The following is a 21,989-nucleotide window of genomic DNA, read 5'->3' as shown; positions in this document are numbered from 1 at the left end:
GAGTCGATCACATGGGTCAGAAAGTACATCCGATTGGCATTCGCCTCGGTATTGTTAAACAGCACACTTCGGTGTGGTACGCAGATGGTCGCACCTACGCGGACTACCTGCTCACCGATCTGAATGTACGCAAGTACATCCAGAACAAGTTGAAAAGCGCTTCGGTCAGCCGTGTTGACATCCAGCGCCCGGCGCAGACCGCTCGGATCACCATTCACACTGCCCGTCCGGGTATCGTGATTGGCAAGAAGGGCGAGGACGTCGAGAAGCTGCGTCAGGAACTGACCAAGCAGATGGGCGTGCCCGTGCACATCAACATCGAAGAAATCCGCAAGCCGGAGCTCGACGGTGCCCTGGTTGCACAAAGCGTTGCTCAGCAGCTCGAGCGTCGCGTGATGTTCCGCCGCGCTATGAAGCGCGCCGTACAGAATGCGATGCGGATTGGTGCCAAGGGTATCAAGATCCAGGTTAGCGGCCGTCTTGGCGGCGCCGAGATCGCCCGTACCGAATGGTACCGCGAAGGTCGTGTGCCGCTGCACACCCTGCGCGCCGACATCGATTACGCGACAGCTGAAGCCCACACCACATACGGTGTGATTGGCGTCAAGGTTTGGATTTTCAAAGGCGAGATCATTGGTGGTCAGCCTGAAGAAACCAAAGCTGCCGCACCCAAGAAAAAAGCTGCTAAGTAAGGGGTACGCACATGTTACAACCCAAGCGTACGAAGTTCCGCAAGCAGATGACCGGCCACAACCGTGGTCTGGCCCATCGCGGCAGTAAAGTGAGCTTTGGCGAATATGCACTGAAGGCCGTCGGTCGCGGTCGTCTGACTGCACGTCAGATCGAAGCAGCCCGTCGTGCCCTGACTCGTCACGTTAAGCGTGGCGGTAAAATCTGGATCCGAGTTTTCCCGGACAAGCCGATCTCCAAGAAGCCCTTGGAAGTGCGGATGGGTAAAGGTAAGGGTAACGTCGAGTATTGGGTTGCCCAGATCAAGCCGGGCAAGGTCCTGTACGAGATTGAAGGTGTTTCCGAAGAGCTGGCGCGCGAGGCATTCGCCCTGGCCGCAGCCAAGCTGCCTCTCGCTACCACCTTTGTTAAGCGGACGGTGATGTAATGAAAGCGACAGAACTTCGTGAAAAATCTGCCGAGCAGCTCAATGAGCAGCTGCTCACTCTGCTGCGGGATCAGTTCAACCTGCGCATGCAGAAGGCAACCGGTCAGCTCGGCCAGAGCCACCTGCTCAAGCAGGTCAAGCGCGATATCGCCCGAGTCAAGACCGTGCTCAACCAGAAGGGTGGTAACTGATCATGGCCGAGACTAATGCAGTACGTACCGTCACTGGCCGCGTGGTCAGCGACAAGATGGACAAGACCGTTACTGTGCTCATCGAGCGCCAGGTAAAGCACCCGTTGTACGGCAAGTACATCACTCGCTCTACCAAGCTGCACGCACACGACGAGAACAACGATTGCCGCATCGGCGATATGGTCACCATCCGGGAAACCCGTCCCTTGGCTAAAACCAAGAACTGGACCCTGGTGCAGATCGACGAGCGCGCGGCGCAAGTATAAGCCCCGCGCAATAGCGGAATTTTCAAGGGTCGGAGAAAGTTATGATTCAGACTCAATCCATGCTGGATGTGGCTGACAACAGTGGTGCACGTCGCGTGATGTGTATCAAGGTTCTGGGCGGTTCTCACCGCCGCTACGCCGGCATTGGCGACATCATCAAAGTGACCGTGAAGGAAGCGATTCCGCGCGGCAAAGTGAAGAAAGGCCAGGTGCTCAACGCGGTCATCGTGCGTACCCGTCACGGCGTACGCCGTACCGACGGTTCGCTGATCCGTTTCGATGGCAACGCTGCCGTTCTGCTCAACAACAAGAATGAGCCGATCGGTACCCGCATCTTTGGGCCCGTGACTCGCGAGCTGCGCAATGAGCAGTTCATGAAGATCGTTTCCCTCGCGCCCGAAGTGCTGTAAGGAGCCCGGTCATGCAAAAGATCAAACGTGACGACGACGTTATCGTCATCGCCGGTAAAGACAAAGGCAAGCGCGGCAAGGTCGTAAAAGTCCTGGCTGACGCACGCCTGGTCGTCTCCGGCGTCAACATTATCAAGCGCCACACCAAGCCGAATCCGATGGCTGGTTCGCAGGGCGGTATTGTTGAAAAGGAGGCGCCAATCCACGTCTCCAACGTGGCTATCTTCAACCCGGAGACCAGCAAGGCCGATCGCGTCGGCTTCAAGGTCGAAGACGGTAAGAAGGTTCGTATTTTCAAGTCGACGCAAAAAGCCGTCGACGCTTGAGAATCTAGGTGCTTACCATGGCAAGATTGAAAGAACAGTATCGGACGAACATCGTTCCCAAGCTCAAGGAAGAACTGGGCCTGAAGAACGTGATGGAAGTCCCCAAGATCACCAAGATCACCCTGAACATGGGTCTTGGTGAAGCCGTCGGTGACAAGAAGGTCATCGAAAACGCTCTGGCTGATCTCGAGAAGATCACCGGTCGCAAAGGCATCGTGACCTATGCACGCAAGTCGATCGCTGGTTTCAAGATCCGCGACGGCTGGCCGATTGGCGTCAAGGTGACCCTGCGCCGTGAGCAGATGTACGAGTTTCTCGACCGTCTGCTGGCCATTTCCCTGCCGCGCGTACGTGACTTCCGTGGCCTGAACGCCAAGTCGTTCGACGGTCGCGGTAACTACAGCATGGGCGTCAAGGAACAGATCATTTTCCCGGAAATCGATTACGACAAGATCGATGCCCTGCGTGGTCTGGACATCACGTTGACCACCACTGCGCGGACCGACGACGAAGGTCGTGCGCTGTTGCGCGCGTTCAACTTCCCGTTCCGCAACTAGGAGTCAGGTAATGGCTAAAGTCAGCATGAAGAACCGCGAGGCCAAACGCGCTCGCACGGTTGCCAAGTACGCTGCCAAGCGTGCCGAGCTCAAGGCTATTGTCGGCAACGCCAACGCGTCTGTAGAAGATCGCTGGAATGCCCAGGTAGCTCTGCAAAAACTGCCGCGTGATGCGAGCCCGGTACGTCAGCGTAACCGCTGCCGTCTGACCGGCCGTCCGCACGGCGTATACCGTAAATTCGGCCTTTCGCGCATCATGTTGCGTGAAGCGGCGATGCGCGGTGATGTACCCGGTCTGGTCAAGGCCAGCTGGTAAACCAGACCTTAATTACTCAGTTTCAGGAGCAGAAAGCCCATGAGTATGCAGGACCCGTTGGCAGACATGCTGACCCGTATCCGTAATGCCCAGATGGCTGAAAAGTCCAGTGTCAGCATGCCTTCGGCAAAGCTGAAGGTGGCTGTCGCCAAAGTATTGAAAGAAGAAGGTTACGTAGCCGGTTACGAAGTGCAGGGCGATGCCAAGCCTGTGCTGTCGATCGAGCTGAAGTACTTCGAGGGCAAGCCGGTAATTGAAGAACTCAAGCGCATCAGCCGTCCCGGCCTGCGTCAGTACAAGTCCGTTGACCAGATTCCCAAGGTCAAGGGTGGATTGGGCGTGTCGATCGTTTCCACCAACAAGGGTGTGATGACTGATCGTGCTGCTCGCGCTGCCGGTATCGGCGGCGAAGTGCTCTGCACCGTATTCTGATAGGGGGTTACCGATGTCTCGCGTCGCGAAGAACCCTGTCAAATTGCCACAGGGTGTAGAAGTAAAGGTCAACGGCCAGGAACTGTCGGTGAAGGGTGCCAAGGGCGCCCTGGCACTGAGCCTGCATCCGACCGTTGAAGTGGTCCAGGAAGATGGTGAACTGCGTTTCGCTGCTCGTCCTGGCAGTCCGAACATGGCGATGGCCGGCACGACTCGTGCGCTGGTCAACAACATGGTCCTGGGTGTCACTCAAGGTTTCGAGCGCAAGCTGCAGCTGGTTGGTGTAGGTTACAAGGCACAGGCCAAGGGTCAGACTCTGTCCCTGGCGCTGGGCTTTTCCCACCCGATCGACTATCAGCTGCCGGAAGGCGTTTCTGCGGAAACCCCGAGCCAGACTGACATCATCATCAAGGGCATCGACAAGCAGCTGGTCGGCCAAGTAGCCGCGGAAATCCGTGATTTCCGTCGTCCCGAGCCTTACAAGGGCAAGGGTGTTCGCTACGCCGATGAGGTCGTGCGTCGTAAAGAAGCCAAGAAGAAGTAGGGCATAGCAAATGAGCGATAAAAAAGTTATTCGTCTCCGTCGCGCTCGCCGTTCGCGTCTGAAGCAGCGCGAGCTGGAAGCCGTACGTCTGTGCGTGTACCGTTCTTCGCAGCACATGTACGCGCAAGTGATCTCAGCTGACGGCTCCAAAGTGCTGGCCAGTGCATCGACTCTTGACGAGAGTCTGCGCAGCGGCAGCACCGGCAATATCGAAGCCGCCAAGAAAGTCGGTCTTCTCGTTGCTGAGCGCGCCAAGGCCGCCGGTGTTACACAGGTCTCCTTCGACCGTTCCGGCTTCAAGTACCATGGCCGCGTTAAAGCGCTGGCCGACGCCGCTCGTGAAGGCGGGCTGGAATTCTAAGGGTAAGATCTATGGCTAATTTCGAGCAGAAGCGCGACGAAGGTTATATCGAGAAGCTGGTACAGGTTAACCGCGTTGCCAAGGTAGTAAAGGGTGGCCGGATCTTCGCTTTCACCGCACTGACTGTTGTGGGTGATGGCAAGGGCCGCGTGGGCTTCGGTCGTGGCAAGGCGCGTGAAGTGCCTGCAGCGATCCAGAAGGCCATGGAAGCCGCACGTCGTAACATGATCCAGGTGGATCTCAACGGTTCCACGCTGCAGTACCCGGTCAAGGCTGCCCATGGCGCCTCCCGCGTGTTCATGCAGCCGGCATCGGAAGGTACCGGCGTTATCGCCGGTGGCGCGATGCGTGCCGTTCTGGAAGCCGCGGGCGTGCACAACGTCCTGGCCAAGTGCTACGGTTCCACCAATCCGGTCAACGTCGTTCAGGCTACCTACAAGGGTCTGAAGGCTATGCAGGCTCCCGAGTCTGTTGCAGCCAAGCGCGGCAAGACCGTTGAAGACATCGTGGGGTAATCGGTCATGGCAAAAGAAATGATCAAAGTGACGCTGTTCAAGAGCGTTGCCGGCCGCCTGCCGAACCACAAGGCATGCGTCAAGGGCCTCGGTCTGCGCCGTATTGGGCACACCGTCGAGGTCGAAGATACCCCGTCTGTACGTGGGATGATCAATCAGGTCGCCTACATGGTTCGGGTTGAGGGCTAAAACATGAAACTGAATGATCTACGTTCCGCACCGGGCGCGCGCCGTGAAAAGCACCGCCACGGCCGTGGTATCGGTAGCGGCCTGGGTAAAACCGCTGGCCGCGGCCACAAGGGTCTGACTTCGCGCTCCGGCGGCACGGTAGCCCCGGGTTTCGAAGGCGGTCAGCAGCCGCTGCACCGTCGTCTGCCGAAGTTCGGCTTCGTGTCGAAGATCGCCATGGTCACTGCTGAAATCCGCACCAGCGAGCTGAACAAGCTGGATGCAGATGTGGTAGACCTGCAGGCATTGAAAGATGCCAACATCATCGGCAACAAGTACACCCGCGCCAAGATCGTTCTGTCGGGCGACCTGACCAAGGCAGTAAAGGTCAAGGGTCTGATGGCCACGAAGGGCGCGCGTGCAGCGATTGAAGCAGCTGGCGGCAAGTTCGAGGAATAAATGGCTAAGCAAGGCGCTCTCTCTGGCATGAAACAAGGCGGTCTGACCGAGCTTTGGGGGCGCCTGCGCTTCCTGTTCCTGGCGATCATCGTATACCGCATCGGGGCTCATATCCCGGTACCCGGTATCAACCCTGATCGCCTGGCCGACCTGTTCAGACAGAACGAGGGAACCATCCTTAACCTGTTCAACATGTTCTCGGGCGGCGCACTGGAGCGGATGAGTATTTTCGCCCTGGGCATCATGCCGTACATCTCCGCATCGATCATCATGCAGCTGATGACGGCGATCAGCCCGACCCTCGAGCAGTTGAAGAAGGAAGGGGAGTCCGGTCGTCGCAAGATCAGCCAGTACACGCGTTATCTGACGCTGGTGCTGGCCCTGGTCCAGGCGGTAGGTATGTCGGTTGGGCTCTCCAGTCAGGGGGTCGCTTTCTCGACTGGTTTCGGCTTCTACTTCATAGCCGTCACCACCTTCGTCGCCGGCGCGATGTTCATGATGTGGCTGGGTGAGCAGATCACCGAGCGCGGCATCGGCAATGGTATTTCCATGCTGATCTTCGCCGGTATCGTTGCCGGGCTCCCGAGCGCCGTAGGCCAATCGTTCGAAGCGGCCCGTCAGGGTGACATCAACATCTTCGCTCTGATCGCGATCGCGATTCTGGCGATAGCGTTGATCGCCTTCGTCGTGTTCGTCGAGCGTGGCCAGCGCCGCATCACCGTGAATTACGCCAAGCGTCAACAGGGCCGGAAGGTCTTTGCAGCGCAAACCAGTCATCTGCCCCTCAAGGTCAATATGGCGGGTGTGATTCCGGCAATTTTTGCCAGCAGCATTCTGCTGTTCCCTGCTTCGCTGGGAACCTGGTTCGGCCAGGGTGAAAACATGGGCTGGCTGCAGGCCGTGTCTCAGGCCATTGCGCCCGGACAGCCGCTGAACATCATCCTGTTCAGCGCAGGGATCATCTTCTTCTGTTTCTTCTACACGGCCCTGATGTTCAATCCGAAGGACGTGGCCGAGAACCTCAAGAAGTCCGGTGCCTTCATTCCGGGTATTCGCCCGGGTGAACAGTCCGCGCGTTACATCGATGGCGTGCTCACGCGCCTGACCATGTTCGGTGCGCTGTACATCACTGCGGTCTGCCTGTTGCCACAGTTCCTGGTGGTATCGGCGAACGTACCCTTTTATCTGGGTGGGACCTCGCTGCTGATCGTCGTTGTGGTTGTTATGGACTTCATGTCGCAAGTACAATCGCACCTCGTTTCTCAGCAGTACGAGTCTCTTATGAAGAAATCGAACCTGAAAGGCTACGGTAGCGGCATGCTGCGCTGAGTCGTCGGGTTTCAGGAGTACTTTATGAAAGTTGCTGCATCAGTCAAAAAGCTTTGCCGTAACTGCAAGGTCATCCGTCGCAACGGTAGCGTTCGGGTCATCTGCAGCGCTGAGCCCCGTCACAAACAGCGTCAGGGTTAATTCCCCGCCTTCTGGTTGAAGACTACGTCTCAGGATAACCGCCACCCGGCCAATCAATTTGGCCGGGTGGTTGAATTTTGTTTTTGTTAGCGCTACCCTACTGCACCTTTTTTCACGCAACCATACGTGACGTGCAGGTTGAGTCAGGTAGCTGTCAGACGGAGTAATTTGGATGGCCCGTATTGCAGGCGTCAACATCCCGGATAACAAGCACACTGTTATCTCACTGACCTATATCTTTGGTATCGGTCAGACCAAGGCACAGCAAATCTGTGCCTCCACTGGAATCGCCCCCAGTGCAAAAATCAAGGATCTCAGCGAGGAGCAGGTCGATCTGCTGCGCAACGAGGTAGCCAAGAGCACCGTTGAAGGTGACCTGCGTCGTGTGATCAACATGAACGTCAAGCGTCTCATGGATCTGGGTTGCTACCGTGGTCTGCGTCACCGTAAGGGCCTGCCGGTCCGCGGTCAGCGCACCAAGACCAATGCTCGTACCCGCAAGGGTCCGCGCAAGCCGATCCGTAAGTAATCGCGAAGGAATATACAGATATGGCTAAGCCTGCTGCTCGTGTTCGCAAGAAAGTAAAAAAGACGGTGGTCGATGGGATCGCCCACATCCACGCGTCTTTCAATAACACCATCATCACCATTACCGATCGCCAGGGCAACGCTCTGAGTTGGGCTACCTCTGGTGGCTCCGGTTTCCGTGGTTCGCGTAAAAGCACCCCGTTTGCTGCCCAGGTAGCTGCCGAGCGTGCTGGTCAGGCGGCCCTGGAATATGGTCTCAAGAATCTCGACGTTAATGTGAAGGGCCCCGGCCCGGGTCGTGAATCAGCTGTTCGTGCCCTGAATGCTTGTGGTTACAAGATCAGCGGCATCACTGATGTCACCCCTATCCCACATAACGGCTGCCGGCCGCCCAAGAAGCGCCGCGTTTAATCAGGAGACGGTAAATGGCTCGATATATTGGTCCCAAGTGCAAGCTGTCTCGTCGCGAAGGCACTGACCTGTTCCTCAAGAGCGGCGTCCGCGCCCTCGACTCCAAGTGCAAGCTGGAAAGCCCTCCGGGCGTACACGGCCAGCGCCGTGGTCGTCTGTCCGAGTACGGCACCCAGCTGCGTGAAAAGCAAAAGGTACGTCGTATTTACGGCATCCTCGAGCGTCAGTTCAGCAACTACTACAAGGAAGCCGCTCGCCTGAAAGGCGCAACCGGCGAAAACCTGCTGCAGTTGCTCGAGCGTCGCCTGGATAACGTGGTTTACCGGATGGGCTTCGGCTCCACCCGTGCCGAAGCGCGTCAGCTGGTTTCGCACAAGGCAATCATGGTAAATGGCAAGACCGTCAACGTCGCTTCGTTCCTGGTATCTCCGGGTGACGTGGTTGCTGTACGCGAGAAAGCCAAGAACCAGCTGCGCATCAGCGGCTCGCTGGATCTGGCTGCTCAGCGTGGCTCGGTCGAATGGCTGGAAGTCGACGCAGCGAAGAAGGAAGGCGTGTTCAAGAGCCTGCCTGCACGCAGCGATCTGTACGCCGACATCAACGAAAACCTGATCGTCGAGCTGTACTCCAAGTAAGCGACAGACAGCAAAAGGTGCCTCCCATGCAAAGTTCGGTTACCGAGTTTCTAACACCGCGTCATATCGACGTACAGGAAAGCTCGCCCACGCGCGCCAAGATTACCTTGGAGCCGCTGGAGCGTGGTTTCGGTCACACCCTGGGCAATGCGCTGCGTCGCATTCTGCTCTCCTCCATGCCCGGTTGCGCCGTGGTAGAGGCGGAAATCGACGGCGTGTTGCATGAGTACAGCGCCATCGAAGGCGTGCAGGAAGACGTCATCGAGATCCTGCTGAACCTGAAAGGCCTGGCAATCAAGATGCACGGTCGTGATCACGTTACCCTGAACCTTTCCAAGAAGGGTCCGGGTGCCGTGACTGGCGCAGACATTCAGTTGGACCACGACGTCGAGATCGTCAACCCCGATCACGTCATCGCCAACCTGTCTGCCAACGGTTCGCTCAACATGAAGCTCACGGTCGCTCGCGGTCGTGGCTATGAGCCGGCCGACGCCCGTCAGTCTGACGAAGACGAAAGCCGTTCGATTGGCCGTCTACAGCTGGACGCCACCTACACACCGGTTCGCCGCGTCGCGTACGTCGTCGAAAGTGCTCGTGTAGAGCAGCGCACCAACCTGGACAAGCTGATCATCGATCTGGAAACCAACGGCACGCTGGATCCGGAAGAAGCCATTCGCCGCGCTGCGACCATCCTGCAGCAGCAGCTGGCCGCATTCGTCGACCTGAAGGGCGATCATGAGCCGGTTGTAGAGCATCAGGAAGACGAGATTGATCCGATCCTGTTGCGCCCGGTTGATGATCTGGAATTGACAGTGCGTTCAGCCAACTGCCTGAAAGCCGAAAATATCTATTACATTGGCGATCTGATCCAGCGTACCGAAGTGGAACTGCTGAAGACCCCGAACCTTGGCAAGAAGTCCCTGACAGAAATCAAGGACGTTCTGGCCTCGCGTGGTCTGTCACTGGGTATGCGTCTGGACAACTGGCCGCCGGCAAGCTTGAAGAAGGACGATAAGGTTTCTGCCTGATCGTCTCGACACCGAGGATTTGAAAGATGCGTCATCGTAAAAGTGGTCGTCACCTGAATCGGACCAGCTCACACCGCAAGGCCATGTTCCAGAACATGGCAGTGTCGCTGTTCGAAAACGAACTGATCAAGACTACTCTGCCCAAGGCAAAAGAACTGCGCCGTGTGGCTGAGCCCCTGATCACCCTGGCCAAGGAAGACACCGTGGCCAACCGTCGCCTGGCATTCGACCGCACCCGCAGCAAAGAAGCTGTGGGCAAGCTGTTCAATGACCTGGGCAAGCGTTATGCCGACCGTCCCGGTGGCTACGTGCGCATCCTCAAGTGCGGCTTCCGCGCTGGTGATGCTGCACCCATGGCCTATGTGGAGCTGGTCGATCGTCCGGAGCTGGCTGCTGCCTCTGAAGAGTAAGCTGCCCGCTGCGAAAAAAAGCCGAGCATCGCTCGGCTTTTTTGTGCGCGTGAATTGATGTTAGTAGATATCTATCGAAGAGCTTTGGTTTATAAATTAGAGCTTTTAAGCGAGGCGGCTGATACTGCATTTGCCCGGCGAACACCCGGATCCAATCGCACAAGGAACTCCGCATGCTTGATAGAAAAACCATGACAACCAGTGCCGGCAACCCCATTGCCGACAATCAGAACTCGTTGAGCGCCGGCCCCCGTGGGCCGCTGCTGCTGCAAGACTATCAATTGATAGAAAAGCTTGCGCACCAGAACCGCGAGCGCATTCCCGAGCGCGTGGTTCATGCGAAAGGGTGGGGCGCCTTTGGCACGCTGACCATCACCCATGACATCACTCAGTACACCCGCGCGCGGCTGTTTTCCCAGATCGGCAAGCAGACAGATCTGGTGATGCGCTTTTCGACCGTCGCTGGGGAGCTTGGCGCAGCGGATGCCGAACGCGACGTTCGCGGCTTCGCAGTAAAGTTTTATACCGAAGAGGGCAATTGGGATATCGTCGGCAACAACACACCGGTGTTCTTCGTTCGCGACCCTCTCAAGTTTCCCGATTTCATTCATACGCAGAAACGCCATCCGCGTACAAATCTGCGCTCGCCGACTGCCATGTGGGACTTCTGGTCGCTTTCGCCGGAAAGCTTGCACCAGGTGACCATGCTTATGTCCGACCGTGGTTTACCTACCGACGTGCGGCACATCAACGGTTACGGCTCGCATACCTATAGCTTCATCAATTCAGCCAATGAACGTTTCTGGGTCAAATTTCACTTCAAGACCCTGCAGGGACATCGGCACTGGACCAACGAAGAGGCGGAGAAGGTCGTCGGGAAAACGCGCGAGAGCACACAGGAAGATCTGTACAGTGCCATCGAAGGGGGCGATTTCCCGCGCTGGCGCATGTGTGTGCAGATCATGAGCGAGGAGCAGGCCAAACACACGCGTTACAACCCATTCGATCTTACCAAGGTCTGGCCTCACGGGGAGTTTCCGTTGATCGAGGTGGGCACCCTGGAGCTTAACCGCAATGCTGAGAACTACTTTGCCGAGATCGAGCAGGCAGCCTATTCGCCATCCAACGTAATCCCTGGCGTCGGCTTTTCTCCCGACAAGATGCTGCAGGCGCGCGTATTTTCCTACGCGGACGCGCATCGCTACCGCCTGGGCACGCATTACGAGGCGCTGCCGGTCAACGCGCCTAAATGTCCGGTGCATCACTATCACAAGGACGGAGCCATGCGCTTCATGCCGAATATGCCGGTGGCCGATGCGTACTATGAGCCCAATTCGTTTGGCGGGCCGACGCAGAACCCGGAACATCGGGAGCCGCCACTGCCGCTTGAAGGCGACGCCGATCGATACGATCACCGGGCAGGCAACGATGACTACGATCAGCCGCGTGCGCTGTTCGAGTTGTTCGACGAAGGCCAGAAGCTGCGGTTGTTCAGCAACATTGCTGCGGCGATGCAGGGTGTACCCGGGTTCATCATCGAGCGTCAGCTTGGTCATTTCGACAGGATTCATCCCGACTACGGCAACGGTGTCAGGGCAGCTTTGAAAGCGTTGATATAGGAGCCGTTAAAAAAAACCGGGCCTGATGCCCGGTTTTTCTATGGCGGTTATGCCCGATCGCGTTTCAGCAGGGGACCGAGGAACAGACCGGTATGCGAGTGCTTCATCTCGGCAACCTGTTCTGGCGTTCCGCTGGCAATGATCTGTCCGCCCTTGGACCCACCCTCGGGCCCCAGATCGACAATCCAGTCTGCCGTCTTGATCACATCCAGATTGTGCTCGATGACCACGACGGTGTTGCCGTGATCACGCAGTCGGTGCAGGACGTCGAGCAGCTGCTGAATATCGGCAAAATGCAGACCCGTTGTGGGCTCGTCGAGGATGTACAGCGTCTTGCCGGTGTCGCGTTTCGACAGCTCACGCGCCAGTTTCACCCGCTGCGCCTCACCACCCGAGAGCGTCGTCGCCGACTGCCCGAGACGAATATAGGAGAGGCCGACCTCCATCAAGGTCTGGAGCTTGCGCGCCAGGGCCGGGACGGCGTCGAAGAAGCTTCGGGCTTCCTCGATGGTCATCTCCAGGACCTCATGGATGTTCTTGCCCTTGTATTTGATTTCCAGTGTTTCGCGGTTGTAACGCTTGCTCTTGCACACGTCGCACGGGACGTAGATGTCGGGCAAAAAGTGCATCTCCACCTTGATCAGCCCGTCGCCCTGGCACGCTTCGCACCGCCCACCCTTGACGTTGAACGAGAAACGTCCAGCCTTGTAGCCACGCGAGCGAGCCTCCTGCGTCCCGGCAAACAGCTCGCGAATCGGCGTGAACAGGCCTGTGTAGGTCGCAGGATTGGAGCGTGGCGTACGCCCGATCGGGCTCTGGTCGATGTCGACCACCTTGTCCAGGTGTTGCAGGCCGTCAAAGCTGGTGTACGGAGCGACGTCCAGCGTCGTCGCCCCATTCAGGGCGGTCGCCGTGATCGGGTGCAGTGTGTTGTTGATCAAGGTTGACTTGCCGGAGCCGGACACGCCGGTGACGCACGTCATGAGCCCAACAGGGATCTCCAGATTGACGTTCTGCAGGTTGTTGCCACAGGCTCCCTTGAGGCGCAGCCACTCGTTCTTGCGCGGGGGCGTGCGCTGTGCCGGTACGGCAATCTTCATGCGTCCGGACAGGTACAGTCCGGTCAGTGAATTCGGGTCCGCCATGACTTCGCCAGGGGTACCCTGGGACACGATCCGGCCGCCATGGATCCCCGCGCCCGGACCGATGTCCACCACGTAATCAGCCAGCCGGATGGCGTCCTCGTCATGTTCCACGACGATCACCGTATTACCCAGGTCGCGGAGGTGCACCAGCGTGCCGAGCAGGCGCTCGTTGTCGCGCTGGTGCAGACCGATGGAAGGCTCATCCAGGATGTACATCACCCCGACCAGCCCGGCGCCGATCTGGCTGGCGAGGCGAATGCGCTGGGCTTCGCCGCCGGACAGCGTATCGGCACTGCGGTCGAGCGTGAGGTAGTCCAGTCCGACATTGACAAGGAAGGCGAGACGCTCACGGATTTCCTTGAGGATCTTTTCGGCGATTTCGCCGCGATTTCCAGGGAGGGTCAGCTGGGCAAAGTATTCCGCTGCCGCACCGACCGGAAGGGTAGTCAGCCCTGGCAGATTGCGCTCGTCGATGAATACATGACGTGCCTCGCGACGCAGCCGCGTGCCGGCGCACTCCGGACAGGGCTGGGTGCTGAGGTATTTCGACAGCTCCTCACGCACGCTCTGCGATTCGGTCTCCCGATAACGCCGCTCAAGATTCGGCAGGATGCCTTCGAACGGATGCTCGCGCTTCACCACGTCACCCCGATCGTTCAGGTAGCGAAAGCTGACCTTCTCGCTACCGGTGCCGCTGAGGATCAACTTGCGATGCTTGTCCTGCAGCTCGCCGAACGGTTGATCGAGGTTGATGCCGTAGTGGTTGGCCAGGGAGCTGAGCATCTGGAAGTAATAGACGTTGCGTCGGTCCCAGCCGCGAATGGCGCCCTCGGCGAGTGTCAGCTCGCCGTTGACCAGACGTTTGCTGTCGAAGAACTGTTTCACGCCGAGGCCATCGCAGGTGGGGCAGGCGCCGGCGGGGTTGTTGAACGAGAACAGCCGCGGCTCGAGCTCGCTGATCGAATGGCCGCATTGGGGGCACGCAAAGCGTGCGCTGAAGACGATCTCGGGCGCCAGTTTCTCGCCCTCCATCGGCGCAATGATCGCCAGTCCGTCGGCAAGATTCAGTGCCGTCTCGAAGGACTCGGCGAGGCGCAGCTGCAGATCGGCGCGTACCTTGAAGCGATCGACGACGACTTCGATCGTGTGCTTCTTGTTCTTCTCCAGCGCGGGCGCTTCGTCCAGGTCGTGGATGCGGCCGTTGATACGGGCACGTACGAAACCCTGGGCGCGCAGCTCCTCGAACAGCGCCAGGTGTTCACCCTTGCGTTCGCGCATGACCGGCGCCAGCAGCATCAGCTTGCTGCCTTCCGGTAGGGCAAGCACCTGATCCACCATCTGGCTGACGGTCTGCGCGGTCAGCGGCAGGTCATGATCGGGGCAGCGGGGTGTGCCGACCCGCGCGAACAGCAGGCGCAGGTAATCGTAGATTTCAGTGATGGTGCCGACCGTCGAGCGTGGGTTGTGCGAGGTCGACTTCTGCTCGATGGAGATCGCCGGAGACAGTCCCTCGATGTGGTCGACATCGGGTTTCTCCATGATCGACAGGAACTGACGGGCGTAGGCCGACAGCGATTCGACATAACGTCGCTGCCCTTCGGCATACAGCGTGTCGAAAGCGAGGGACGATTTTCCGGAACCGGACAGGCCGGTAATCACGATGAGCTTGTCACGGGGCAGATCGAGATCGACGTTCTTCAGATTGTGGGTGCGTGCCCCACGGATGAGAATGGTATCCACAGTACTTTTACCCAGCGGCCAGCAAAGCCGGTTAGTATACGTTGCCCGCGAGCAGGGCAGCAAAATCCCGGCCTTCGCAGCCGTAATTTCCCGTTCGCATTGCAACCAGAGATGTCCAGACGCAGCGTTGCAAGCGCTACGCTGCGTAGTCATGCGTGCTAAAATGCGCGCCTTTTCGAACCCGGAGATTCCATGCAGCAGGCTGATTCGATGTCGCCGGTCGAGCGCCGCGCCGCGGTGTCGCTCGCGGCCGTGTTCGCCTTTCGCATGCTCGGCCTGTTCATGGTCCTGCCGGTACTGGCCACCTACGGTCAGCATCTCGAAGGCGCGACGCCGTTGCTCATAGGAGTGGCCATAGGAGCCTATGGTTTCACCCAGGCGCTGTTGCAGATTCCGTTCGGCATGTTGTCCGACCGCATCGGCCGCAAGCCGGTCATCATCGGCGGACTTATCCTGTTCGCCCTGGGCGGGCTGGTGGCGGCGCAAGCCGACAGCATGATGGGAGTGGTGCTCGGCCGCATTCTGCAGGGCGCAGGAGCGATTGCTGCTGCGATCATGGCGCTGGTTGCGGATCTCACACGAGATCAACACCGCACCAAGGCGATGGCCATGATCGGAATGAGCATCGGCGTGTCCTTTGGCCTGGCCATGATCGCCGGGCCGTTGATCGCGGCGGCTGCCGGGTTGGCGGGGGTGTTCTATACCACCGTAGCGCTGGCGGTGGTCGGGCTGGGGTTGGTGGCATGGGTGGTGCCCACGCCTACCCTCGCGCTGCAGCATCGGGAAGCCGGCGTGGTGCGATCAGCGCTGCTGCCGGCGTTGAGCAATCCGGAACTGCTGCGGCTGAACTACGGCATCGGCGTCCTGCACGCGATCCTCATGGCGAGTTTCGTAGTCATCCCGCTGGCGCTGCAGGATCGCGGCGGGTTACCGACCAGTCAGCACTGGTGGGTGTACCTGTCCGCGCTGCTGGTATCCTTCGTCGCGATGGTGCCAGCCATCTTTTACGCCGAACGCAAGCGCCGGGTGAAACAGGTGCTGCTTGGTGCCGTCGCACTGCTGGCGCTGGTCCAGGGTCTGCTTTGGCTCAATCTCGACTCGCTGGACGGTCTGGTCGTTTCCATTATCGTGTACTTCACCGCATTTAACCTGCTCGAGGCCACGCTCCCGTCACTGCTGAGCAAGGTCGCCCCACCGGGTGCCAAGGGCACTGCGATGGGAATCTACTCCACCAGCCAGTTCATTGGCGCTGCGCTCGGGGGCGCGCTCGGCGGGGCCGTTTACGGGCAGTTCGGACTGGGAGGGGTTTTCCTGCTGTGCGCTGTGCTCGCTCTTTCCTGGTTGGCGATTGGTGTTACCATGAGTCAACCGCCCTATGTCAAAAGCTATCGCCTGCCGTTGCCCGACACGCACTCCCGGGATGAGGCGCTGCTCCGGCGAATTCTCGCGGTGCCGGGCGTGGCCGAGGCGGTAATCGTGGCCGAGGAAGCGGCCGCATACATCAAAGTCGATACGCAGGTGCTGGATCGCGAAGCGCTGGATCGAGTGCTACAACCAGCCTGAGCTCAGGCACGTCAGGAGATTTGAAAATGGCCAGAGGCGTCAACAAGGTAATTCTGATCGGCAACGTCGGTGGCGACCCGGAAGTCCGCTATCTGCCCAACGGCAACGCCGTTGCCAACGTCACGCTTGCTACCTCCGATAGCTGGAAGGACAAGCAGACCGGCCAGCAGCAGGAGCGTACCGAGTGGCACCGCGTGGTGTTCTTCGGGCGTATTGCCGAAGTGGTCGGCGAATATGTGCGCAAGGGTTCGAAGATGTATATCGAAGGCCGGCTGCAGACGCGCGAGTGGGAGAAGGACGGTGTCAAGCGCTATACCACCGAGATAGTGGTCGACATGGGTGGGCAGATGCAGTTGCTCGATGGTCGTCCTCAGGGCGGAGAGCAGGGCGCCGCGCCGTCGCGTCCTCAGCAGCAACGCCCGCAGCAGCAGCCGTCGCCCCAGCCGGCTCAGCAGCAACCGCAGGCGATGCCCGATTACGACAGTTTTGACGACGACATTCCTTTCTAGAATGTAGCTGGTCGACCAGCCCGGTTTGGCCGAGGATGATTTCTTCGGCCCACCGGGCTTTGTTTTGCCCAGATAAAAGCGAACACACGATGTCAGAAGTCTACTTTGTGCGACATGGCCAGGCGTCCTTTGGCTCCAGCAACTATGACCAGCTTTCCGAGACCGGGCATCGCCAGGCTCGCCTGCTCGGCGATTACTTTCGAGAGCGGGATATGCAGTTCGATCACATCCTCACAGGCGACATGGTTCGTCATCGCGAGACTGCCGAGGGCATCTGCGCCGGTCTCGGTCTGGTCGATCCCGCCTTCGAGGTGTTCCCGCAGCTCAATGAATTCGATTTCCACGCGATCCTGTCGGCCTATACCGCGCAGTTTCCCGAAGAGCCGATGCCTGAGAAGCCATCGGTCGCCGATTTCTTCAAGCGCCTGCGCAAGGGCATCATCCTCTGGTCGAAAGCCGAACTCGAGGGCGAGTTGCCCGAGACCTGGGCGGCATTCGAAGAGCGCGTCGCCTTCATGCGGAGCGACCTGATGGCGCGCTGCGCCGGCAAGCGGGTGCTCGCGATCAGTTCCGGCGGCGCCATCGCCATGCTGGTTCGCCAACTGCTCGGTGCGCCCTGTGAAACGATGGTCGAGCTGAATCTGCAGACGCGCAATACCGGGCTCATCCAGTGCGTGTTCAACCACCGGTCGATGCGCCTGAGTACGTTCAACAGCGTGCCGCACCTTGATCATCCGCAACACCAGGCGCTTATAACCTACGCATAAGGCGCGTGGTGACGACGTCTGCGTAACACTGCACAATAGGCGCAGATTCCGTTGACGAGACAAGGCTGATTCAGATGCGCATGCGGGTTTTGCTGCTGGGGAAAGAGACCCGTCTGGGTCAGGCCTTGCTGGCGCAGGCGACTGTGGAATCGATTCTGCTGCAGACGCTGGATATGCCTGCCGCTGGCTGGAGCGAGCAGGCGCTGGACTCGATTGTCGAGCAGAGCCCTGATCTGGTGGTGAATCTGGCTTTTTATCATGAGCAGTTTCAGCTTGGTCTGCTCGACGACGCGGCGCTTGCCGTTCAGCAGCGCTTCAATACAGCGCTCATAGAGCGTTGCTCCAGGCACGACATCGGTCTGTTCATGCTCTCCAGCGCGCGTGTGTTCGATGGTCTGAAGGCCGGCGCGTACACCGAAAAGGATCAACTGGCTCCCTCCGATCCGCTGGGACGGCTGCAGGCCGAGCTGGAAAAGCAGCTGCGCGCCGCCACGGATCGTCATCTCATTCTGCGCTTCAGCTGGTTGCTGGATTGTTCGCCCGAGGGTCTGCTTGGCCGACTGCTCGAGCAGATGCACAGTGGAGAGCCAGTGCAGCTGGCAGAGGAATGGCGCGGTAATCCGACTCCGATTGACGATGCAGCGCGAGTCATGCTGGCAATCCTGAAGCAGCTGGACTGTGACGCGCCCCTGTTCGGCACGTATCACTATGGCAGCAACGAAATATCCAGCTGGATCTCATTCGCCAAGAGTCTGGCCCAGGAGCTGCTTGCGAGTCAGCAGCTCGATGCCGACCCGGTGGTGCAGCCGGTGTCCTTCGCCAGTCAGCAGATGGCAGGGCGTGAACCGCAGAATGCCGCACTGACGAGTCGCCGCTTGCTGATGGCGTTCGGCATCAAGCCGCGTGCCTGGCGGGCGCAGCTCGGTACTCTGATCGATCCGCATAACGCATGACGGCCGCGTTCGCGGCCGTCATGCGCCTATCCTCGCTGGCTCAGAATTTGTAGCCCAGCCCGACCATGTACACGTACGGGTCAATGTCGACGCTGACCTTGCCCGGGATGTCGCCGACCTTGAAGTTGGCTTCGGTGTCGATGTCGGCGTACCAGACGGCGGCATTGACGACGATATTGTCGGTCAGCATGTAGTCCACGCCGGCTTCCAGTGCCAGCCCCCATGAGTCGTCCAGCGACAGATCGTTGAATCCCCCGGCCGATGGCCCGGACTTGAAATCCTCGCTGAAGAACGTGGTGTAGTTCAGGCCCGCCCCGACGTAGGGCTGCAGCGCCGAGCCGGATCCCAGCGGAAAATACTGCAGGGTGAGGGTCGGTGGCAGGTGCTTGATCTCGGCCAGCTCGCCGACGCCATTGAGGTTGATGGTGTGCTTGAACGGCGTAGCCGCGAGCAGCCCCAGGCCCAGTTTGTCGCTCAACATGAAGGTGCCGGTGAGTCCAAGCTGTACGTTGCTGTCAACGCCCACTTCTAGGTCGGTGGCCGTACCGTCGAGTTTGACCTTGCCGCTATTTTCCTGAGGGTCTACTGCAACCGCGCCGGCGCGCAGGATCACATCGCCCGTTTCATAGGCCTGTGCGGTAACCGAGGCGGCCAGCAGGGCCGGGGCGAGGAGGATGGCGGCGGACAGCTTCTGTGGAACGCGAGACATGATGTAACTCCTGATGCATGTGTTGTCAGGCGCCACTGTATGCGCTAGCGAAGCGCCGAATATTGATCTGAAGCAATGCTTCACCCCCGTCCCCTGCGACGCGCTGCCACAGCGGTTGAAGTCTTGTCTGAGGCCGATGATAATGCTTCTCTTTTGTGGCTGGCCGCTCGGGCCGGCTTCTCCCGGGGGAGATTCGCAATGAGATCGGTATTTATGGTGGCGGCCGCCGTCGCATCGTTCTCGGTGCTGGCGCAGGACGCTGCCCAGCGCGCTCTTGACGAAAGCGAGGCGTTGACGCGGGACGCGGTGCAATCCCAACAACGCATCGATGCGCTCGATGACGCCACGCGTGATGCGCTCGAGCGCTACCGGCAGGCGCTCACCCGTCGGGAGCAGCTTGTCGACTATAACCAGCAGCTCGAGCGGATCGTGGCGTCGCAGCGCGATGAACTGGAGCAGCTGCAAACCCAGTTGGCGAGCATCGAGGATACACAGCACGCGGTACTCCCCCTGCTGCAGCGCATGCTCGGTTCGCTGGAGCAGTTCGTTGAACTTGACCTGCCATTTCAGCTGGAGGAGCGTCGCGAGCGCGTGGCTCAGCTCAAGTCGCTGATGGCCAGTCCCGGCGTCAGCGTTGCGGAGAAATATCGCCGCGTGCTCGAGGCCTATCAGATCGAAAGCGACTATGGCCGCACGCTTGAGGCCTGGCGCGGGGCGCTGCACAGCGGCGACGATACCCGCGTTGTCGATTTTCTTCGGCTCGGGCGCGTGATGCTCTTCTACCAGACGCCCGATGGCAGTGAACAGGGATACTGGGATCCCCAGCAGGGCAGTTGGTCAGCCCTGCCCGGCGACTATCGACGCACGCTTGAACAGGGAATGAACATTGCCCGGCAACAGCAGACCCCGGCCTTGTTGCGCATGCCGCTGCCGCCCGTCCAGGCTCAGGAGGATGCGCAATGACCGTCGCGATGCGCCGATTCATCGGCAGTATTCTGCTTGGCCTGCTGACGCCCGTGTGCCTTGCCCAGAGCGAGACCGGCCCGGCCAGTCTTGACGCGCTCCTGGAGAGCATCCGTGAGGTGCGTGGCGCCGAACAGCAGGCTATGCGTGAGCGTGAGCAGCGCTTCGTTGCCGAGCGTGATCAGCGCCAGGCGCGTATGCGTGAGGCTGAGCAGGCGCTGGCAGAAACACAGGAGCAGACTGATCGTCTGCAGGCGGAATTCGAGCAGCTCGAAGACGACATCGGCGAGGTACGGACCCAACTGGATGAGCGTAGCGGCAATCTCGGCGAGCTGTTCGGCGTGGTCAGACAGATGGCCGCCGATACGCGGGGTCAGTGGCAGGATTCCCTGCTCAACGCGCGGTTCCCTGAGCGCTTGCAGTTGCTCGGCAAGCTCGAACAGAGCCGGGGGATACCCACGGCAGACGAACTCGAACAGTTCTGGTACATGCTCCAGCAGGACATGACGGCGAGCGGTCGAGTCGTCCGCTTTGCTGCCGACGTCGCGGGAAGGGACGGCCATCAGCAGGTGTTGCCGGTGGTTGCGGTAGGTCCGTTCGTAGCCTTGCAGGGCGAGGACTATCTGTTGTACGAGCCTGACGCCAATCGCTTCCAGGTGGCCGCACGCCAGCCCGGCGGTGGCAACCTGGCCGAAGATTTTGTCGAGCCGCGCGAAGGCCTGGCCGACCTCTGGGTCGATCCGACACGCGGCAACGTGCTGGCGCAGCAGCAGCTGACGCCCTCGCTGCTCGAGCGTGTCCATCAGGGCGGGCTGGTCGGCTATGTGATCATCTGCCTGGGTGCCCTTGGTCTGCTGCTGGCCATCGCACGCCTGGCCTGGCTGCACCGGGTCTCGCGACGGATCGATCATCAGGCCGACGATCTTGATCATCTTCATCAGGACAACCCGTTGGGCCGGGTGCTGGGCGTGATTGGGGACCATCCGCGTCTTGAAGAGCTCGATACGCTTGAGCTGAAACTGGATGAGGCAATCCTGCGCGAGACACCGCGTCTGGAGCGCTGGCAGGGTCTGATCAAGCTGCTCGCCGCCGTGGCGCCGCTGCTGGGGCTGCTCGGAACCGTGACTGGCATGATAGCCACCTTCCAGGCCATCACCCTGTTCGGCACCGGCGATCCGAAAATGATGGCCGGGGGCATTTCACAGGCATTGGTCACCACTGTGCTGGGTCTGGTCGTGGCAATTCCGTTGCTGTTTCTGCACAGCCTGGTGGCCGCCCGGAGCAAAGCCCTGGTGCAGCTGCTGGAACAGCAGAGCGCCGGGTTGATCGCGTTGCATCTCGGCAATGGGGACCGTCGAGGTGACTGAGGCGCTGTGGCTGCTCCGAGACTTCCTCGACAGCGGCGGGTGGGTGCTGTGGACGATCCTGTTCACCACCATCCTGTTGTGGACGTTGATGCTCGAGCGGCTCTGGTTTCTGTCGCGAATCTTTCCCGCCGAGGCCGGTCGGCTGCAGGCAGACTGGCTGGCACGCGACGATCGCCATTCCCTGCCGGCCCGCTGCATTCGCCACGCCTGGTTGTCGCAGGCCCAGCAGCGTCTCACGCGCTATCTGCCGATGGTGCGGGTGCTGATCGCACTCTGCCCGCTGCTGGGGCTGCTGGGTACCGTGACGGGCATGGTGCAGGTGTTCGATGTGATGGCGCTGAGCGGGAACGGCAATCCACGGGAGATGGCTGCCGGCGTTTCCCGTGCCACGGTACCGACCATGGCAGGCATGGTCATCGCGATCAGCGGTCTGTTCTGCCTGGCACGCCTTGACCAGCAGGCGCGTCGCGCGCTGCAGATGCTCACCGACAAGTTGCACCACGACTAGGA

At 59.7% G+C, this 21,989-nt stretch carries 31 protein-coding genes; 29 read left to right on the top strand and 2 right to left on the bottom strand.

All coding sequences use genetic code 11. The features are described from left to right. Window positions 1-11: 11 nt before the first annotated feature. The 22 genes from rpsC (at window position 12) to KEM63_RS15330 (ending at window position 11,763) form a co-directional block, all read left to right on the top strand. A complete protein-coding gene (gene rpsC / locus KEM63_RS15435) occupies window positions 12-692 on the top strand; it encodes a 30S ribosomal protein S3 (RefSeq protein ID WP_223653196.1) in 681 nt (226 codons plus the stop codon). An 11-nt stretch (window positions 693-703) separates the two neighbouring features. Then, entirely contained in the window at window positions 704-1,117 is a 414-nt protein-coding gene (gene rplP, locus KEM63_RS15430) for a 50S ribosomal protein L16 (RefSeq protein WP_223653194.1), read from the top strand. Continuing rightward, on the top strand, window positions 1,117-1,308 hold the full coding sequence (rpmC, locus tag KEM63_RS15425) for a 50S ribosomal protein L29 (protein ID WP_080048714.1): 192 nt from the start codon (window positions 1,117-1,119) through the stop codon (window positions 1,306-1,308). Before rplP ends, rpmC begins: the two co-directional genes overlap by 1 nt. Before the next feature lie 2 nt (window positions 1,309-1,310). Continuing rightward, window positions 1,311-1,574, top strand: coding sequence for a 30S ribosomal protein S17 (gene rpsQ, locus KEM63_RS15420; protein WP_223653192.1), 264 nt, complete (start codon window positions 1,311-1,313; stop codon window positions 1,572-1,574). 41 nt (window positions 1,575-1,615) lie between these two features. Next, complete coding sequence (rplN, locus tag KEM63_RS15415; protein ID WP_088277353.1) at window positions 1,616-1,984, top strand: 50S ribosomal protein L14; 369 nt, start codon at window positions 1,616-1,618, stop codon at window positions 1,982-1,984. Window positions 1,985-1,995: 11 nt separating this feature from the next. Then, a complete protein-coding gene (gene rplX / locus KEM63_RS15410; protein WP_223653189.1) occupies window positions 1,996-2,310 on the top strand; it encodes a 50S ribosomal protein L24 in 315 nt (104 codons plus the stop codon). Window positions 2,311-2,327: 17 nt separating this feature from the next. Next, complete coding sequence (gene rplE, locus KEM63_RS15405) at window positions 2,328-2,867, top strand: 50S ribosomal protein L5 (RefSeq protein WP_223653187.1); 540 nt, start codon at window positions 2,328-2,330, stop codon at window positions 2,865-2,867. 10 nt (window positions 2,868-2,877) lie between these two features. Continuing rightward, on the top strand, window positions 2,878-3,183 hold the full coding sequence (gene rpsN / locus KEM63_RS15400; RefSeq protein WP_223653185.1) for a 30S ribosomal protein S14: 306 nt from the start codon (window positions 2,878-2,880) through the stop codon (window positions 3,181-3,183). Window positions 3,184-3,222: 39 nt separating this feature from the next. After that, entirely contained in the window at window positions 3,223-3,615 is a 393-nt protein-coding gene (rpsH, locus tag KEM63_RS15395) for a 30S ribosomal protein S8 (RefSeq protein WP_223653183.1), read from the top strand. 13 nt (window positions 3,616-3,628) lie between these two features. Next, on the top strand, window positions 3,629-4,159 hold the full coding sequence (gene rplF / locus KEM63_RS15390; protein ID WP_223653181.1) for a 50S ribosomal protein L6: 531 nt from the start codon (window positions 3,629-3,631) through the stop codon (window positions 4,157-4,159). 10 nt (window positions 4,160-4,169) lie between these two features. Then, on the top strand, window positions 4,170-4,520 hold the full coding sequence (gene rplR / locus KEM63_RS15385; protein ID WP_223653179.1) for a 50S ribosomal protein L18: 351 nt from the start codon (window positions 4,170-4,172) through the stop codon (window positions 4,518-4,520). A gap of 11 nt (window positions 4,521-4,531) precedes the next feature. Beyond that, a complete protein-coding gene (gene rpsE / locus KEM63_RS15380) occupies window positions 4,532-5,035 on the top strand; it encodes a 30S ribosomal protein S5 (RefSeq protein WP_093395566.1) in 504 nt (167 codons plus the stop codon). A 6-nt stretch (window positions 5,036-5,041) separates the two neighbouring features. Continuing rightward, window positions 5,042-5,224: a 50S ribosomal protein L30 gene (gene rpmD / locus KEM63_RS15375; protein ID WP_223653177.1), complete on the top strand. Its 183-nt coding sequence runs from the start codon at window positions 5,042-5,044 to the stop codon at window positions 5,222-5,224. Window positions 5,225-5,227: 3 nt separating this feature from the next. Then, complete coding sequence (rplO, locus tag KEM63_RS15370) at window positions 5,228-5,662, top strand: 50S ribosomal protein L15 (protein ID WP_223653175.1); 435 nt, start codon at window positions 5,228-5,230, stop codon at window positions 5,660-5,662. Next, on the top strand, window positions 5,663-6,991 hold the full coding sequence (gene secY / locus KEM63_RS15365) for a preprotein translocase subunit SecY (protein ID WP_223653173.1): 1,329 nt from the start codon (window positions 5,663-5,665) through the stop codon (window positions 6,989-6,991). Window positions 6,992-7,015: 24 nt separating this feature from the next. Then, window positions 7,016-7,132: a 50S ribosomal protein L36 gene (rpmJ, locus tag KEM63_RS15360; protein WP_074781302.1), complete on the top strand. Its 117-nt coding sequence runs from the start codon at window positions 7,016-7,018 to the stop codon at window positions 7,130-7,132. Window positions 7,133-7,304: 172 nt separating this feature from the next. Then, window positions 7,305-7,661 (top strand): 30S ribosomal protein S13, encoded by a 357-nt coding sequence (gene rpsM, locus KEM63_RS15355; protein ID WP_223653171.1) that lies wholly within the window; start codon window positions 7,305-7,307, stop codon window positions 7,659-7,661. A 20-nt stretch (window positions 7,662-7,681) separates the two neighbouring features. Beyond that, complete coding sequence (rpsK, locus tag KEM63_RS15350) at window positions 7,682-8,071, top strand: 30S ribosomal protein S11 (protein ID WP_093395551.1); 390 nt, start codon at window positions 7,682-7,684, stop codon at window positions 8,069-8,071. A 14-nt stretch (window positions 8,072-8,085) separates the two neighbouring features. Then, window positions 8,086-8,706 (top strand): 30S ribosomal protein S4, encoded by a 621-nt coding sequence (gene rpsD / locus KEM63_RS15345; protein ID WP_223653169.1) that lies wholly within the window; start codon window positions 8,086-8,088, stop codon window positions 8,704-8,706. A gap of 26 nt (window positions 8,707-8,732) precedes the next feature. Beyond that, window positions 8,733-9,734, top strand: a complete 1,002-nt coding sequence (locus KEM63_RS15340; RefSeq protein ID WP_223653167.1) for a DNA-directed RNA polymerase subunit alpha — start codon at window positions 8,733-8,735, stop codon at window positions 9,732-9,734. A gap of 26 nt (window positions 9,735-9,760) precedes the next feature. After that, on the top strand, window positions 9,761-10,144 hold the full coding sequence (gene rplQ / locus KEM63_RS15335) for a 50S ribosomal protein L17 (RefSeq protein ID WP_093395542.1): 384 nt from the start codon (window positions 9,761-9,763) through the stop codon (window positions 10,142-10,144). Between the two features lie 173 nt (window positions 10,145-10,317). Next, a complete protein-coding gene (locus tag KEM63_RS15330; RefSeq protein WP_223653165.1) occupies window positions 10,318-11,763 on the top strand; it encodes a catalase in 1,446 nt (481 codons plus the stop codon). A 47-nt stretch (window positions 11,764-11,810) separates the two neighbouring features. Here KEM63_RS15330 and uvrA read toward each other — a convergent pair whose 3' ends face one another. Continuing rightward, window positions 11,811-14,648, bottom strand: a complete 2,838-nt coding sequence (uvrA, locus tag KEM63_RS15325; protein WP_223653163.1) for an excinuclease ABC subunit UvrA — start codon at window positions 14,646-14,648, stop codon at window positions 11,811-11,813. A 192-nt stretch (window positions 14,649-14,840) separates the two neighbouring features. Between uvrA and KEM63_RS15320 the strand changes: the two genes are divergently transcribed. From KEM63_RS15320 to KEM63_RS15305, 4 genes are all read left to right on the top strand, one after another. Then, window positions 14,841-16,211, top strand: a complete 1,371-nt coding sequence (locus KEM63_RS15320; RefSeq protein ID WP_223653160.1) for an MFS transporter — start codon at window positions 14,841-14,843, stop codon at window positions 16,209-16,211. 26 nt (window positions 16,212-16,237) lie between these two features. Then, window positions 16,238-16,720, top strand: coding sequence for a single-stranded DNA-binding protein (gene ssb / locus KEM63_RS15315; protein WP_223653151.1), 483 nt, complete (start codon window positions 16,238-16,240; stop codon window positions 16,718-16,720). 89 nt (window positions 16,721-16,809) lie between these two features. Next, entirely contained in the window at window positions 16,810-17,487 is a 678-nt protein-coding gene (locus tag KEM63_RS15310; RefSeq protein WP_223653149.1) for a histidine phosphatase family protein, read from the top strand. Window positions 17,488-17,561: 74 nt separating this feature from the next. After that, the gene (locus KEM63_RS15305; RefSeq protein WP_223653148.1) at window positions 17,562-18,440 is read left to right on the top strand and encodes a sugar nucleotide-binding protein; all 879 of its coding nucleotides are present in this window, start codon (window positions 17,562-17,564) and stop codon (window positions 18,438-18,440) included. A 40-nt stretch (window positions 18,441-18,480) separates the two neighbouring features. On the opposite strand, the gene KEM63_RS15300 is transcribed toward KEM63_RS15305, so the two are convergent. Then, window positions 18,481-19,149, bottom strand: coding sequence for an OmpW family outer membrane protein (locus KEM63_RS15300; RefSeq protein WP_223653145.1), 669 nt, complete (start codon window positions 19,147-19,149; stop codon window positions 18,481-18,483). A 198-nt stretch (window positions 19,150-19,347) separates the two neighbouring features. Here KEM63_RS15300 and KEM63_RS15295 point away from each other — a divergent pair, with 198 nt between their 5' ends. From KEM63_RS15295 to KEM63_RS15285, 3 genes are read left to right on the top strand one after another with little or no spacing between them, the layout of a single operon-like run. After that, entirely contained in the window at window positions 19,348-20,112 is a 765-nt protein-coding gene (locus tag KEM63_RS15295; RefSeq protein ID WP_223653143.1) for a DUF3450 domain-containing protein, read from the top strand. An 8-nt stretch (window positions 20,113-20,120) separates the two neighbouring features. Next, window positions 20,121-21,479 carry a MotA/TolQ/ExbB proton channel family protein gene (locus KEM63_RS15290; RefSeq protein WP_423747868.1) on the top strand — a complete coding sequence of 453 codons (1,359 nt, stop codon included), beginning with the start codon at window positions 20,121-20,123 and terminating at the stop codon, window positions 21,477-21,479. Further along, on the top strand, window positions 21,472-21,987 hold the full coding sequence (locus tag KEM63_RS15285; protein ID WP_223653139.1) for a MotA/TolQ/ExbB proton channel family protein: 516 nt from the start codon (window positions 21,472-21,474) through the stop codon (window positions 21,985-21,987). The genes KEM63_RS15290 and KEM63_RS15285 overlap by 8 nt, the downstream gene beginning before the upstream one ends. The last annotated feature ends 2 nt before the right edge of the window (window positions 21,988-21,989 follow it).

Source organism: Halopseudomonas nanhaiensis (assembly GCF_020025155.1).
Lineage (GTDB): Bacteria > Pseudomonadota > Gammaproteobacteria > Pseudomonadales > Pseudomonadaceae > Halopseudomonas > Halopseudomonas nanhaiensis.
This window is presented reverse-complemented; position numbering and strand designations above follow the sequence as displayed.

Bases quoted from the DNA above. Each gene is read 5' to 3' on its own strand.
- rpsC (WP_223653196.1), top strand. From the start codon at position 12: ATGGGTCAGAAAGTACATCCGATTGGCATTCGCCTCGGTATTGTTAAA.
- rplP (WP_223653194.1), top strand. From the start codon at position 704: ATGTTACAACCCAAGCGTACGAAGTTCCGCAAGCAGATGACCGGCCAC.
- rpmC (WP_080048714.1), top strand. From the start codon at position 1,117: ATGAAAGCGACAGAACTTCGTGAAAAATCTGCCGAGCAGCTCAATGAG.
- rpsQ (WP_223653192.1), top strand. From the start codon at position 1,311: ATGGCCGAGACTAATGCAGTACGTACCGTCACTGGCCGCGTGGTCAGC.
- rplN (WP_088277353.1), top strand. From the start codon at position 1,616: ATGATTCAGACTCAATCCATGCTGGATGTGGCTGACAACAGTGGTGCA.
- rplX (WP_223653189.1), top strand. From the start codon at position 1,996: ATGCAAAAGATCAAACGTGACGACGACGTTATCGTCATCGCCGGTAAA.
- rplE (WP_223653187.1), top strand. From the start codon at position 2,328: ATGGCAAGATTGAAAGAACAGTATCGGACGAACATCGTTCCCAAGCTC.
- rpsN (WP_223653185.1), top strand. From the start codon at position 2,878: ATGGCTAAAGTCAGCATGAAGAACCGCGAGGCCAAACGCGCTCGCACG.
- rpsH (WP_223653183.1), top strand. From the start codon at position 3,223: ATGAGTATGCAGGACCCGTTGGCAGACATGCTGACCCGTATCCGTAAT.
- rplF (WP_223653181.1), top strand. From the start codon at position 3,629: ATGTCTCGCGTCGCGAAGAACCCTGTCAAATTGCCACAGGGTGTAGAA.
- rplR (WP_223653179.1), top strand. From the start codon at position 4,170: ATGAGCGATAAAAAAGTTATTCGTCTCCGTCGCGCTCGCCGTTCGCGT.
- rpsE (WP_093395566.1), top strand. From the start codon at position 4,532: ATGGCTAATTTCGAGCAGAAGCGCGACGAAGGTTATATCGAGAAGCTG.
- rpmD (WP_223653177.1), top strand. From the start codon at position 5,042: ATGGCAAAAGAAATGATCAAAGTGACGCTGTTCAAGAGCGTTGCCGGC.
- rplO (WP_223653175.1), top strand. From the start codon at position 5,228: ATGAAACTGAATGATCTACGTTCCGCACCGGGCGCGCGCCGTGAAAAG.
- secY (WP_223653173.1), top strand. From the start codon at position 5,663: ATGGCTAAGCAAGGCGCTCTCTCTGGCATGAAACAAGGCGGTCTGACC.
- rpmJ (WP_074781302.1), top strand. From the start codon at position 7,016: ATGAAAGTTGCTGCATCAGTCAAAAAGCTTTGCCGTAACTGCAAGGTC.
- rpsM (WP_223653171.1), top strand. From the start codon at position 7,305: ATGGCCCGTATTGCAGGCGTCAACATCCCGGATAACAAGCACACTGTT.
- rpsK (WP_093395551.1), top strand. From the start codon at position 7,682: ATGGCTAAGCCTGCTGCTCGTGTTCGCAAGAAAGTAAAAAAGACGGTG.
- rpsD (WP_223653169.1), top strand. From the start codon at position 8,086: ATGGCTCGATATATTGGTCCCAAGTGCAAGCTGTCTCGTCGCGAAGGC.
- KEM63_RS15340 (WP_223653167.1), top strand. From the start codon at position 8,733: ATGCAAAGTTCGGTTACCGAGTTTCTAACACCGCGTCATATCGACGTA.
- rplQ (WP_093395542.1), top strand. From the start codon at position 9,761: ATGCGTCATCGTAAAAGTGGTCGTCACCTGAATCGGACCAGCTCACAC.
- KEM63_RS15330 (WP_223653165.1), top strand. From the start codon at position 10,318: ATGCTTGATAGAAAAACCATGACAACCAGTGCCGGCAACCCCATTGCC.
- KEM63_RS15320 (WP_223653160.1), top strand. From the start codon at position 14,841: ATGCAGCAGGCTGATTCGATGTCGCCGGTCGAGCGCCGCGCCGCGGTG.
- ssb (WP_223653151.1), top strand. From the start codon at position 16,238: ATGGCCAGAGGCGTCAACAAGGTAATTCTGATCGGCAACGTCGGTGGC.
- KEM63_RS15310 (WP_223653149.1), top strand. From the start codon at position 16,810: ATGTCAGAAGTCTACTTTGTGCGACATGGCCAGGCGTCCTTTGGCTCC.
- KEM63_RS15305 (WP_223653148.1), top strand. From the start codon at position 17,562: ATGCGCATGCGGGTTTTGCTGCTGGGGAAAGAGACCCGTCTGGGTCAG.
- KEM63_RS15300 (WP_223653145.1), bottom strand. From the start codon at position 19,149: ATGTCTCGCGTTCCACAGAAGCTGTCCGCCGCCATCCTCCTCGCCCCG.
- KEM63_RS15295 (WP_223653143.1), top strand. From the start codon at position 19,348: ATGAGATCGGTATTTATGGTGGCGGCCGCCGTCGCATCGTTCTCGGTG.
- KEM63_RS15290 (WP_423747868.1), top strand. From the start codon at position 20,121: ATGCGCCGATTCATCGGCAGTATTCTGCTTGGCCTGCTGACGCCCGTG.